12 protein-coding genes are annotated in these 12,148 nt (G+C 61.1%); all 12 read left to right on the forward strand.

Translation table 11 applies throughout. The features are described from left to right. Positions 1 to 187: 187 nt before the first annotated feature. Positions 188 to 388, forward strand: a complete 201-nt coding sequence (rpmE, locus tag ACT67G_RS10735; protein ID WP_216566699.1) for a 50S ribosomal protein L31 — start codon at positions 188 to 190, stop codon at positions 386 to 388. 278 nt (positions 389 to 666) lie between these two features. Continuing rightward, complete coding sequence (hflX, locus tag ACT67G_RS10740; protein WP_443664234.1) at positions 667 to 1,932, forward strand: GTPase HflX; 1,266 nt, start codon at positions 667 to 669, stop codon at positions 1,930 to 1,932. Between the two features lie 3 nt (positions 1,933 to 1,935). After that, positions 1,936 to 2,559 (forward strand): YigZ family protein, encoded by a 624-nt coding sequence (locus ACT67G_RS10745; RefSeq protein WP_443664235.1) that lies wholly within the window; start codon positions 1,936 to 1,938, stop codon positions 2,557 to 2,559. An 18-nt stretch (positions 2,560 to 2,577) separates the two neighbouring features. Further along, complete coding sequence (locus ACT67G_RS10750; RefSeq protein WP_443664236.1) at positions 2,578 to 3,591, forward strand: deoxyguanosinetriphosphate triphosphohydrolase; 1,014 nt, start codon at positions 2,578 to 2,580, stop codon at positions 3,589 to 3,591. A gap of 44 nt (positions 3,592 to 3,635) precedes the next feature. Then, entirely contained in the window at positions 3,636 to 5,390 is a 1,755-nt protein-coding gene (gene dnaG / locus ACT67G_RS10755; protein ID WP_443664237.1) for a DNA primase, read from the forward strand. Continuing rightward, positions 5,387 to 6,256 carry a sigma-70 family RNA polymerase sigma factor gene (locus tag ACT67G_RS10760; RefSeq protein WP_443664238.1) on the forward strand — a complete coding sequence of 290 codons (870 nt, stop codon included), beginning with the start codon at positions 5,387 to 5,389 and terminating at the stop codon, positions 6,254 to 6,256. The genes dnaG and ACT67G_RS10760 overlap by 4 nt, the downstream gene beginning before the upstream one ends. Then, on the forward strand, positions 6,253 to 7,281 hold the full coding sequence (locus ACT67G_RS10765; RefSeq protein WP_443664239.1) for a sigma factor-like helix-turn-helix DNA-binding protein: 1,029 nt from the start codon (positions 6,253 to 6,255) through the stop codon (positions 7,279 to 7,281). The genes ACT67G_RS10760 and ACT67G_RS10765 overlap by 4 nt, the downstream gene beginning before the upstream one ends. Before the next feature lie 33 nt (positions 7,282 to 7,314). Continuing rightward, a complete protein-coding gene (gene cmk / locus ACT67G_RS10770) occupies positions 7,315 to 7,995 on the forward strand; it encodes a (d)CMP kinase (RefSeq protein ID WP_443664240.1) in 681 nt (226 codons plus the stop codon). Further along, complete coding sequence (locus tag ACT67G_RS10775; protein WP_443664241.1) at positions 7,992 to 9,929, forward strand: bifunctional 4-hydroxy-3-methylbut-2-enyl diphosphate reductase/30S ribosomal protein S1; 1,938 nt, start codon at positions 7,992 to 7,994, stop codon at positions 9,927 to 9,929. Before cmk ends, ACT67G_RS10775 begins: the two co-directional genes overlap by 4 nt. 277 nt (positions 9,930 to 10,206) lie before the next feature. Continuing rightward, a complete protein-coding gene (locus ACT67G_RS10780; RefSeq protein ID WP_443664242.1) occupies positions 10,207 to 10,488 on the forward strand; it encodes a Dabb family protein in 282 nt (93 codons plus the stop codon). A 13-nt stretch (positions 10,489 to 10,501) separates the two neighbouring features. Further along, a complete protein-coding gene (locus tag ACT67G_RS10785) occupies positions 10,502 to 10,771 on the forward strand; it encodes an ACT domain-containing protein (protein WP_443664243.1) in 270 nt (89 codons plus the stop codon). 9 nt (positions 10,772 to 10,780) lie between these two features. Further along, a complete protein-coding gene (locus tag ACT67G_RS10790) occupies positions 10,781 to 12,139 on the forward strand; it encodes a PFL family protein (protein WP_443664244.1) in 1,359 nt (452 codons plus the stop codon). The last annotated feature ends 9 nt before the right edge of the window (positions 12,140 to 12,148 follow it).

The raw sequence follows: 12,148 nt of genomic DNA on the forward strand, positions 1-12,148 counted from the left end.
TTTCAGGGGAGCTTAAATGCGCATTCCCAACCGCTCCCGTCCGGAACGCCCCTCCTCCGGAAAAATAATTTTTCAAAAAACAAAAATAATGCTTGCAATTTCCTTGCGTGTATGATATTATACCTAGGCGATTCAAGATTGCTAAGGACATTTATGCCCTTTAACTGATATGAAAGAGGTGAAAGAAATGAAGGAAGGTATCCATCCTAACTACGAACAGACCACCATCCGCTGTGCCTGTGGTAACGTCATCGCGACCGGTTCTACCAAGAAGGACATTCGCGTTGAAATCTGCTCCAAGTGCCACCCTTTCTATACCGGCAAGCAGAAGCTGGTTGACACCGGTGGACGTGTTGATCGCTTCAACAAGCGTTTCGGCCTGAAGTAAGAGATCCAATTACCCGCACTACGTTGGTAGTGCGGGTTTTTTGCATTTTCCGGTTGCCTGCGCGGGGGAGAGTATGGTATAGTTATAGCAAAGAAGGGGCTCCCCTGAAAGGTATAGAGACTGTTGCCGCTTGCGGCTTACAGCCTCTTAATGCAAAGCTGGAGCTGTCAGCGCAGCTGACTGAGGGGTTCTGTGAAAATGCTGAGGCTTGAGACAAAACCCCTCCGGCCCTGCGGGCCACCTCCCCTTTCAAGGGAGGCAATCAAACGGAGGAACATATGGAAGAAAATTTTGAAAGCAAGCAGGAGCGGGCGGTGCTGGTTGGGCTGAACGCCGCCTGCTTTACCAAGGAGCAGACCGCCACAGAGGAGAGCTTGGAAGAGCTGGAGGCCCTGCTGGAAACCGCAGGCGGCTTCTGCACCGGCAAGATGCTGCAAAACCGGCCCAATCCAGACCCTCACAGCTTCATCGGCGAGGGCAAGGCCCAGGAGGTCCGCATGCTGGCGGAAGCCACGGCGTCTACCATGGTCATCTTCGACAACGAGCTTTCCCCGGGAAATATCCGGGCCTTGGAGGAGATCATCGGCCTGACGGTGCTGGACCGCAGCGCCCTGATCATGGACATCTTCGCCCAGCGGGCCAAGACCAAGGAGGGCCGCCTCCAGGTGGAGCTGGCCCAGTATAAGTATCTCCTGCCAAGGCTCTCCGGCATGGGCAAGAGCCTGTCCCGGCAGGGCGGCGGCATCGGCACCCGCGGCCCCGGCGAAACCAAGCTGGAGAGCGACCGGCGGCACATCCGGGAGCGGATCACCCGGCTGGAATCGGAGCTCGCCCAGGTCCGCCAGGTCCGGGGCGTTCAGCGGGAGCGCCGGAGGAAGAATTCCGTGCCGGTGGTGGCCATTGTGGGCTATACCAACGCGGGAAAATCCACCCTTTTGAATCAGCTCACCGGTGCGGGCATCCCCGCCAACAACCGGCTGTTCGACACCCTGGATACCACCTCCCGGCTGCTGAAGGTCTCGGACAATCTGGATGTGATCCTGTCCGATACCGTGGGCTTCATCGCGAAGCTGCCCCACCACCTGGTGGATGCCTTCCGGGCAACCCTGGAGGAGCTGGAGTATGCGGACCTGCTGCTCCACGTCATCGACTCCGCCGACCCAAACCGGCAGGAGCACATCGCCGTTGTGGATAAGCTCATCACCACCCTGGCCAAGCCCGGCACCCCGGTGCTCTACTGCTATAATAAGGCGGACCTGGTTAGCCGGGAGGACATCCCCCTGGGGGAGAACACCGTGGCCGTATCCGCCGCCAAGGGCGTGGGCATGGAGGCGCTGCTCCAAAGAATAGAGGAAATGCTGGGCCATGCCCGCCATCATGTGGTTCTCTGCCTGCCCTATTCCATGGGCGGCCAGGTGGATGCGCTCCACAGCGGGGCCAAGGTGAACAGCGTGGACTATACCGCGGGCGGTATCGAAATTGACGCGGTGCTGGACGATATCCTCTATGGAAGGCTCCGGGAGTACGTGACAAAGGAGATTTGAGCCGTGGAAGAGTATCTTGTGCCCACCGGCTTCGGAGAAGACGAATTCATTGAAAAGAAGTCCCGCTTCATTGGCCGCCTTTGGCCTGCGGAGACGGAGGAGGAGGCCCTGGCGAAGATCCAGGAGATGAAAAAGCAGCACTACGATGCCACCCACAATTGCTGGGCCTATATCATCCGGGACGGGGCTGTCCGCTTCTCCGACGACGGGGAGCCCGGCGGCACCGCGGGAATGCCCATGCTCCAGGTTTTGCAGCGGGAGGGGCTATTCAACGTGGTCTGCGTGGTCACCCGGTACTTCGGCGGCATTCTGCTGGGGGCCGGTGGCCTGGTCCGGGCCTACACCAAGGGGGCCAAGATCGCCGTGGATGCGGCGGGCAAATCCATGAAGCGGGTGTGGACGGTGCTGTATCTGCCCTGCCCCTATTCCTGGTATGAGCGGGTGAAGCTGGAAACGGAAAGCTTCGGCGGCATCATCCGCAGCACGGACTTCGGCTCCGAGGTGGAGCTGGAGCTGCTGTTCCCGGAGGCCAAGGCCCCGGAATTTTTGGAAAAACTCACGGACATGACCGCCGGAACCGTGGAGGCCATGGAGACCGGCACGGAATACCGGGCGTTCCCAATATAGCAATAAGGAGTGATTTCCATGACGGTACGGGAAGAACTGGAGCGTTTGGAGCATCGGCGGCTGAACCCCTTGGCGGCCTTTTCGGACAGATCCACTGGCCGCCCCAGGCCGGAGCCGGAGCGGGAGGAGGATGTGCGCACCTGCTACCAGCGGGATACGGACCGCATTGTCCACAGCAAGGCCTTCCGGCGGCTCATGCACAAGACCCAGGTGTTCCTGAACCCGGAGGGGGACCACTACCGCACCCGCATGACCCATACCCTGGAGGTCACCCGCATTGCCAAGACCGTTACGAGAGCCTTAGGGCTCAACGAGGACCTGGCCGAGGCCATCGCCATGGGCCACGACCTGGGCCACACCCCCTTCGGCCACGCGGGGGAGGCCGCCCTGACGGAATGCTGGGGCCGGCCCTTCCGGCACAATGAGCAGAGCCTGCGGGTGGTGGATATTCTGGAAAAGGACGGCCAGGGCCTGAACCTGTGCAACGAGGTCCGGGAGGGCATTGTGGGCCACACCGGCCCCGTGATCCCGAAAACCCTGGAGGGCCAGATCGTCCGCCGGGCGGACCAGATCGCCTACGTCAATCACGACATTGACGATGCCATCCGGGCGGGCATTCTGACGGCTGAGGACATCCCAAGAGACATTGCCGCCATTCTGGGGGAGAACCAGCGGGACCGGATCAACACCCTGGTCTGCGACACGATCTTCACCTCCCGGGAGGCGGGGAGCATCTGCATGACCCAGGAGATTCAAAAGGCCCTGGCGGATCTGCGCAGCTTCATGTTTGCGCGGGTCTATCACAACCCCGTGGCCAAGGGGGAGGAGAGCAAGGCCAAGGATATGCTGCAAATGCTGTTTCGGTTCTATGTGGACCATCCGGAGCAGCTCCCGGCGGATTTCCAGCCCCAGCTGTCCTTCGACGGCCTGGGCCGCACGGTCTGCGACTATATCGCAGGCATGACTGACAACTACGCCATCGAAAAATTCAACGAGATTTTTGTGCCCTCCGGCTGGAATGTCCGGGGATAATATGCTATAATACGATTTCAAAAAGAGAGAGGAGGGGAGCGCCAATGCCGTTTCCACCGGCATTTCTGGATGAGCTTGCCGCCAGAAACCCAATTGAAGAGGTCGTGGGCCAGTACGTCAATCTGAAGCGTTCCGGCTCCAATCTGTTTGGCCTCTGCCCCTTCCATGGGGAGAAAACGCCGTCCTTTTCCGTAGCGCCGGACAAGGGGATCTACTATTGCTTCGGCTGCCACAAGGGCGGCGGGGTCATCAATTTCGAGATGGAGATCGAGGGCCTGAGCTACCCGGATGCCGTCCGCGCCCTGGCCCAAAGAGTGGGCATGGAGGTGCCGGACGACGAGGAATACCAGAGCCGCTACCGGAAGCAGGAGCGGCTGTGGGCGCTGTCCAAGGAGGCCGCCCGGTTTTTCGTCAGCCAGCTCTATGCCCCCGCCGGGGCGGAGGGTCTGCGCTATGCCCAGAGCCGGGGCATGTCCAAGGGAACGCTGACCCGGTTCGGCATCGGCTTCGCCCCCAACAGCTGGGACAGCCTCTGTAAGGCCATGCGGGTCAAGGGCTATACGGATGAGGAGCTGCAAGGAGCGGGCCTGGTATCGGTCTCCCAGAAGAACGGGAATCTTTACGACCGGTTCCGCAACCGGCTCATGTTCCCCATCATCGATGTCCGGGGCAACGTCATCGGCTTCGGCGGCCGTGTCATGGACGATTCCACGCCGAAATACCTAAATTCCCCGGAAACGGAGATTTTTAACAAGCGGAAGAACCTGTTTGCCCTGAATGTGGCGAAGAAGTCCAAGCTGGGCTATCTGATCCTGGTGGAGGGCTATATGGACGCCATCGCCCTGCACCAGTACGGCTTCGACTGCGCCGTGGCCTCTCTGGGCACCTCCCTGACCGAGGAGCACGCAACTCTGCTCTCCCGCTATACCGAGCAGGTGGTGCTCATCTACGACGGCGACGAGGCCGGGCAGAACGCCACCAAGCGGGCCATCCCCATGCTGGAAAAGGCGGGGTTACAGGTAAAGGTCCTGCAAATGCGGGACGCCAAAGACCCGGACGAATTCCTGAAAAAGTTTGGTGCGGACCGGTTTAGGCTTCTTCTGGAGGAGTCCTCCAACCGGGTGGAATACCAGCTGCGCGCCATTCAGAAGAAATACGATCTAAGCGTGGACGAGGACCGGGTGAAATTCATCGGCGAGGCCGCAGAGCTGGTCAGCAGCCTTGGGAGCGCCGTCCAGCGGGAAATCTACGGCAACCGGGTGGCGGAAGCGGGGAAAATCTCCCCCGAGGCCATGAAGATCGAGGTGGGCAAGGCCTACAAGCGCCGCATGAATCGGGAGAAGCGGAAGCAGGAGCGCATCGAACTGGCCCCTGCCGTGGCGGCTCAGCCCAAGAGCCGCACCATCCACTACGACAATGTGAAATCCGCCAAGGCAGAGGAGATCGTCCTGGCGCAATGCCTGACAGACCCCGCCATGATGGACGAGACCGAGAATCTAAGGCCGGAGGAATTCTCCTCTCCCTTGCTGGGCCGGGTATTTGACCAGCTGCGGCAGCAGAGCCGCCAGGGCCTCGCCCCCGGCATTGCGGGGCTGACGGATTTTACGGGGGAGGAAATGGCCCACATTGCCGGGATTTTGCAGCGAAACCCCGGCCCGGTCTCCGAACAGGCCCTTCACGACAGCATCCAGGTGATCCGGCAGCTGCACGATTTCAAGTCGGCCAGCACCGACGGCACCAATGACACGCTGATGGAATTTTACCGGAAAATACAGGAAAGCAAAGGGATCAAAGCATGACAGAGACGACAGAGAAAGACACCGCCATCCCCGTTCCCAGGGATGAGGACGATATCCGGCAGTACCTCCGGGAAATTCGGCAGATCCCCCGGCTGACCCCGGAGGAGGAGCGGGAGCTTGCCCGCCGCTGCGCCCAGGGGGACGAGGAGGCCATCCGAAAGATGGTCAATGCCAATCTGCGCCTGGTGGTGTCCGTGGCCAAGGAGTATTCCGGCCGGGGCGTGCCCCTGATGGACCTGATCCAGGAGGGCAGCATCGGCCTGCTGGCAGCCGCCCGGAAGTTTGACTACACCCGGGACCTTCGCTTTTCCACCTATGCCACCAAATGGATTCGCCAGGGCGTGACCCGGTGCCTGCTGAACCATGCGGGCGCCATCCGCGTCCCGGTCCATACGGCGGAGCGGATGCGCAAGGTCCAGGCGGCCCAGGCGGTGCTGCGCCAGGAGCAGGGCACGGAGCCCACGGCGGAGGAAATCGCCGCCCGGGTGGATATGCCCAGGGAGAAGGTGGCGGAGCTTTTGCAGCTTTCCCCGGATGTCTGCTCTCTGGACGTGCCTGTGGGGGACGAGGACAAGAGCAGCTTCGGCAATCTCTTAGAGGACCTGGAGGCCCCCCAGCCCCAGGAGGAGCTGGTCCGCAAGGAGCTGAACGACGCCATCGACCGCCTGCTCTCCAATCTGACCGAGCGGCAGCGGACCATTCTGCGGCTGCATTTCGGCATGGAGGACGGCGTCTGCCACTCCCTGGAGGAGATCGGCCAGAAGCTGGGCATCTCCAAGGAGCGGGTACGCCAGGTGGAAAAACAGGCCATGGACAAGCTCCAGGCCATGGGCACAAGCATGGGATTGGAGGATTTTCTGGAATGAATACATTGGATTTTTCCTTTGACGACAGCCCCTGGGAGCGGTTCCTGGCGGGCAGGCAGCCGGGGGATACGGTAAACGCCGCCCACTTTCTGACCCTGCTGGAGCAGGAGACGGAGGAGGCCGTGGAGGACGCCTTTGCTGCCCTGGAGGCCAAGCGCCTGTTGCTGGATATCTCCCAGCTGCCGGTGAAGCACCACCAGGGCCAGGCGGCCCTGCGGCTGCGGCAGGAGGCGGAGCTGGCCGAGCAGGGCATGGATGTGTCCGGCCTGAGCGAGACCGACCCGCTGCGGCTCTACCTGGAGGAGATCGCCCAGATCCCCCTTGGGGAGGATGAGGCCACTCTGGCGGAGCAGGCTGCCCAGGGCCGGGAGCCCGCCGCAGAAAAGCTCATGAATCTGGGACTGCACCGTGTGGTGGAAATTGCCAGAGAGTACGCCGGCTGCGGGGTGCTGCTGATGGACCTTTTGCAGGAGGGCGGTCTGGCCCTCTGGCAGGCCATCGGCACAGAGGACTATCTCGCCCGCCGGGACAGCGCCATTCGGGCCGCCATGGCCCGGGCGGTGACCTTGCAGGCCCGGGCCAACGGCGTGGGCCAGAAGCTGCGCCAGGCCATGGAGGACTACCGGGCGGTGGACGAGCGGCTGCTCTCGGAGCTGGGCAGAAACCCCACCCTGGAGGAGATCGCTCTGGAAATGCATATGACCCCCGAGGATGCCGATACGGTGCGCCGCGTCCTGGAGGATGCCAGGATGCTCCAGCGGGCCACGGCGCCCAAGGAGGAGGAAGCAGCCGGGGAGGAGAACCAGGCCGTGGAGGATACGGCCTACTTCCAGATGCGCCAGCGCATTGCAGAGCTGCTGAGCGTGTTGCCCCAGGAGGATGCAAAGCTTTTGACTCTGCGCTACGGACTGGAAAAGGGCCTGCCCATGACCCCCGAGGAGACCGGCAAGGCCCTGGGCCTGACGGTGGATGAGGTGGTGCAGCGGGAGGCAAAGGCACTATCCCTCCTGCGGGAAGAAAAATAAAGGCGGCAGCTTAGCCGGGAAATGAGGAAACATATGGGAAAGAAAATTTCTGTGGCCATCGATGGCCCTGCCGGTGCAGGCAAGAGCACCATTGCCCGCCGTCTGGCGGGGGAGCTGGGCTTCCGCTATGTGGATACCGGGGCCATTTACCGCACCGTGGCCTATTTTATGGACCTGTGGGGGGTGAGCCCCAAGGATGTGGACGGGGTGAACCGCTACATCGACGAGCTGACCGTCGGCATTGAATACGATGACGAGGGCGTGCAGCATATGCTTATGAACGGCATGGACGTGACGGGGGACATCCGCACACCGGAGATCTCCCAGAAGGCCAGCCTCATCTCCGCCCACGCCGTTGTCCGGGATGTGCTGCTGGATATGCAGCGGAATATGGCGGAAGAATATGATGTGGTCATGGACGGCCGGGACATCGGCTCCGTGGTGCTGCCCAAGGCCACGGTGAAGATCTTCCTCACGGCTTCTCCCGAGGTCCGGGCCAAGCGGCGCTATCAGGAGCTGCTGGAAAAGGGCCAGAAGGCAAGCTACGCTCAGGTGCTTAAGGACGTCCAGCAGCGGGACTACCAGGACACCCACCGGGACATCGCCCCCCTGAAGATGTGCCGGGACTCCGTGAAGGTGGATACCTCCGAAATGGACCTGGAGCAGTCCGTGGCGGCCATCCGGAAGATCGTAGAGGAGAAGATTTCCCGATGAGTGTACGCGTTGCCAAAAGCGCCGGGTTCTGCTTCGGCGTCAGCCGGGCGGTGGAGCTGGTCCAGTCCTCCGCCGCAGCGGGGAAGCGCACCGTGACCCTGGGGCCGATCATTCACAATCGCCATGTGGTGGAGGCCTTCCATCAGGCGGGGGTCGGGGTCATCGATTCTCCGGAGGAGGCAAACCCCGGCGATACCGTCATCATCCGCTCCCACGGCGTGGGCCGGGAGGTCTATGCCCGGCTGGAAGCCCGGGGGGCCGAGATCGTGGACGCCACCTGTCCCTTTGTCAAGCGCATCCATGGCCTTGTGAGCCGTGCGGAGGAGGAGGGGCGGCTTCCCATCATCATCGGCACGCCCACCCACCCCGAGGTGGAGGGCATTGCCGGCTGGTGTACCGCCTGTAAGATTTTTGATAGTGCAGATTCACTAAAAAAATGGGTCACGGAAGAAAGAATTGCTGCGGACTTGCCAATTTGCATGGTTTGCCAGACAACTTCCACAGAAAATTTGTGGAAATTATGCAGAAATTTTGCAAAAAAACAGTTTACTAACTTGAAAATTTTTGATACAATATGTAAAGCGACTGAGGATAGGCAAACCGAGGCGGCGCTTTTGAGCCGCCAGAGCCAGGCCATGGTTGTGGTTGGGGATGCGAAAAGCTCCAATACCGGCCGGCTCGCCATGATTTGCCGCGAATACTGCGACCGTGTAGCTCTTGTTGACGATGCCAGCGAACTGGAGCCCGCGTTTTTCGCCGGTATCACTGATGTTGGAATCACGGCTGGTGCGTCCACACCGGCGTGGATTATAAAGGAGGTCAACAAGACTATGAGCGAAATTACCAATGTTGAGGCTGTACAGGAGGAGAACTTTGCAGAGCTTCTCGAGCAGTCCATCAAGACTTTAAATACAGGAGATAAGGTTATCGGCACCGTTACCGGAATCGGCAATACCGAAATCCAGGTAGACCTGGGCACCAAGCATGCCGGTTACATTCCTTATGACGAAGTCAGCAACGATCCTTCCGTGAAGCCCGAGGATATCCTGCACGTCGGCGACCAGATCGAGGTCTTCGTCGTTCGCGTCAACGATCAGGAGGGCACCGTGCAGCTGTCCAAGAAGAAGCTGGACGGCCTGAAGGTCTGGGACGAGATGGCTGATTACGTGGAGAACAAGACCACCATCGATGCCGTCATCACCGAGGAGAACAAGGGCGGCCTGGTTGCCAATGTGAAGGGCGTTCGCGTCTTCATCCCCGCTTCTCAGTCCGGCGTTGCCAAGGGCGGCGACATGGCTGCTATGGTGGGCAAGCCCGTTCAGCTGAAGATCACCGAGGTCAACCGTGCCCGCCGCCGGGCCATCGGCTCCATCCGGGCCGTGAACGCCGAGTCCCGCAAGGCCGCTCAGGAGAAGATCTGGAGCGAGATCGAGGTCGGCAAGAAGTACCACGGCGTTGTGAAGTCCCTGACTTCCTACGGCGCTTTCGTGGACATCGGCGGCGTGGACGGCATGGTCCATGTTTCCGAGCTGAGCTGGAACCGCATCAAGACCCCTGCCGACGTTGTGAAGGTCGGCGACGAGATCGATGTTTACGTCATCTCCTTCGACCCCGAGAAGCACAAGATCTCCCTGGGCTACAAGACCGCCGAGATGAACCCCTGGAACCAGTTCATGACCAACTACGCCGTTGGTGATGTGGTGGATGCCAAGGTCGTGAAGCTGATGACCTTCGGTGCCTTTGCCGAGATCCTGCCCGGTGTGGACGGCCTGATCCATATCTCCCAGATCGCCGACCGCCGCATCAACAAGCCCGAGGATGTCCTGTCCGAGGGTCAGCAGGTCAAGGTCAAGATCACCGATGTTGACGCTGAGAACAAGCGCATCTCCCTGTCCATCCGCGCCCTGCTGGAGGACGGCGAGGACGCCGAGTAAGCTTTCCTGAAAACCATACCGGGGTAGATTCTACCCCGGTATTTTGCAATATCGCCAAGCCGCCCCGCCGCACCGCCCCGACGGGAAGCTCTAAACCTTCCCCTCCGGGGAAGGGGGACCGCCGCAGCGGTGGAAGAGGGGCGTTGCGGGAGAGAGCGGTGCGGATTTATTAGCTACTCCCGCCCGGTACACCCCTCCTCAGTCTCGCTGACGCGAGCCAGCTCCCCCGGAGGGGAAGCCTCATTTTAATAACCACCCCAGAAAGGATGTTCATTCCATGGTCAAACATATTATTCTGTTCACCCTGAAAGAAGACGCCGACAAGCCTGCCGTCATTGCTGCGGCCCAGGCGGCGCTGCTGCCTTTGGTCGGCCAGATCCCCGGCCTTACCAGGATGGAGGTGAAGCCCTGCTTCTGCGGCCCGGACTTTGTGCTCTATTCCGAGTTCGACAGCCGGGAGGCTCTGAATGGCTACGCCGATCACCCCCTGCACGTGGAGGCCAAGTCCCACTTCTTCCCCTGGGTGGCCTCCAGAATGCCTGCGGACTACGAAGTGTAAGGAGAGAAATACCATGAAAGCAATCGTGACCGTTGTGGGCCAGGACCGGGTGGGCATCATCGCCGCCGTCTGCTCCAAGCTGGCCGAGTTCAATGTCAATGTGCTGGATATCAGCCAGACCGTTATGCAGGGCTATTTTACCATGATGATGGCTACGGAGGTTTCCGCCTGCAATGTCCCCCTGGCAGAGTTTGCCCGGAGAATGGACGAGCTGGGCGTTCAGATGGGGCTGTCCATCCGGGTGCAGCGGGAAGATATCTTCCAGTCCATGCACCGCATCTGAGGAGGCCCCATGCTGGATCAAAAAGACATTCTGTCCACCCTGGACATGATCGACAATCAGCACCTGGATATCCGGACCATCACCATGGGCATCAGCCTTCTGGACTGCGCCGATGAGGATTTGTCCGCCTGCTGCAAAAAGATCTACGATAAAATCACCCGCTGCGCCAAGGACCTGGTCCGTGTGGGCCGGGAGATCGAGGCGGAGTTCGGCATTCCCATTGTGAATAAGCGCATTTCCGTCACCCCCATTTCTCTGGTGGCCGCTGCCTGCCGGACGGAGAGCTATGTGGAGATCGCAAAGACCCTGGATGCCGCCGCCAAGAAATGCGGTGTCAACTTCATCGGCGGCTTCTCCGCTCTGGTGCAGAAGGGCGCTACGATCAGCGACTGGAAGCTGATCCGCTCCATCCCCGAGGCTATGGCCTCCACGGATATGGTCTGCGCCAGCGTCAACGTGGGCTCCACCAAGGCCGGCATCAATATGGACGCCGTGGCCGAGATGGGCCGCATCGTCAAAAAGACCGCCGAGCTCACCCGGGACAAGGACTGCCTGGGCTGCGCCAAGCTGGTGGTCTTTGCCAACGCCGTGGAGGATAACCCCTTCATGGCCGGTGCCTTCCACGGCGTGGGGGAGCCGGAGTGCGTCATCAATGTGGGCGTTTCCGGCCCCGGGGTCGTGTACCACGCCCTGCAAAGCGTCAAGGGCCAGCCCTTCGACGTGGTGGCCGAGACCGTGAAGAAGACCGCCTTCCGCATTACCCGCATGGGTCAGCTGGTGGGCGTAGAGGCCTCCCGCCGCCTGGGTGTGCCCTTCGGCATTGTGGACCTGAGCCTGGCCCCCACCCCTGCCATCGGCGACAGCGTGGCGAGAATCCTGGAGGAGATGGGCCTCGAAACCTGCGGCACCCACGGAACCACCGCGGCCCTGGCATTGCTGAACGACGCCGTGAAGAAGGGCGGCGTGATGGCCTCCAACCATGTGGGCGGCCTGTCCGGCGCTTTCATCCCCGTGTCTGAGGACGAGGGTATGATCGCCGCCGCCGAGAAGGGCACCCTGGTCCTGGACAAGCTGGAGGCCATGACCTGCGTCTGCTCCGTGGGCCTGGATATGATCGCCGTTCCCGGGGACACCACCGCTTCCACCATCTCCGCCATCATCGCCGACGAGGCGGCCATCGGCATGGTCAATTCCAAGACCACCGCCGTGCGCATCATCCCCGCCCTGGGCAAGGGGGTAGGGGACCGGGTGGAGATGGGGGGATTGCTGGGCAGCGCCCCGGTGATGCCCCTGCACAGCGAGAGCAGCGAGGCCTTCATCGCCCGGGGCGGCCGCATCCCCGCCCCCCTGCAGAGCCTGAAAAACTGACCCTTTCGT

It is taken from the genome of Dysosmobacter sp., assembly GCF_052306735.1.
In the GTDB taxonomy this organism is placed as follows: Bacteria; Bacillota; Clostridia; order Oscillospirales; family Oscillospiraceae; genus Oscillibacter.

Bases quoted from the DNA above. Each gene is read 5' to 3' on its own strand.
- rpmE (WP_216566699.1), top strand. From the start codon at position 188: ATGAAGGAAGGTATCCATCCTAACTACGAACAGACCACCATCCGCTGT.
- hflX (WP_443664234.1), top strand. From the start codon at position 667: ATGGAAGAAAATTTTGAAAGCAAGCAGGAGCGGGCGGTGCTGGTTGGG.
- ACT67G_RS10750 (WP_443664236.1), top strand. From the start codon at position 2,578: ATGACGGTACGGGAAGAACTGGAGCGTTTGGAGCATCGGCGGCTGAAC.
- dnaG (WP_443664237.1), top strand. From the start codon at position 3,636: ATGCCGTTTCCACCGGCATTTCTGGATGAGCTTGCCGCCAGAAACCCA.
- ACT67G_RS10760 (WP_443664238.1), top strand. From the start codon at position 5,387: ATGACAGAGACGACAGAGAAAGACACCGCCATCCCCGTTCCCAGGGAT.
- ACT67G_RS10765 (WP_443664239.1), top strand. From the start codon at position 6,253: ATGAATACATTGGATTTTTCCTTTGACGACAGCCCCTGGGAGCGGTTC.
- cmk (WP_443664240.1), top strand. From the start codon at position 7,315: ATGGGAAAGAAAATTTCTGTGGCCATCGATGGCCCTGCCGGTGCAGGC.
- ACT67G_RS10775 (WP_443664241.1), top strand. From the start codon at position 7,992: ATGAGTGTACGCGTTGCCAAAAGCGCCGGGTTCTGCTTCGGCGTCAGC.
- ACT67G_RS10780 (WP_443664242.1), top strand. From the start codon at position 10,207: ATGGTCAAACATATTATTCTGTTCACCCTGAAAGAAGACGCCGACAAG.
- ACT67G_RS10785 (WP_443664243.1), top strand. From the start codon at position 10,502: ATGAAAGCAATCGTGACCGTTGTGGGCCAGGACCGGGTGGGCATCATC.
- ACT67G_RS10790 (WP_443664244.1), top strand. From the start codon at position 10,781: ATGCTGGATCAAAAAGACATTCTGTCCACCCTGGACATGATCGACAAT.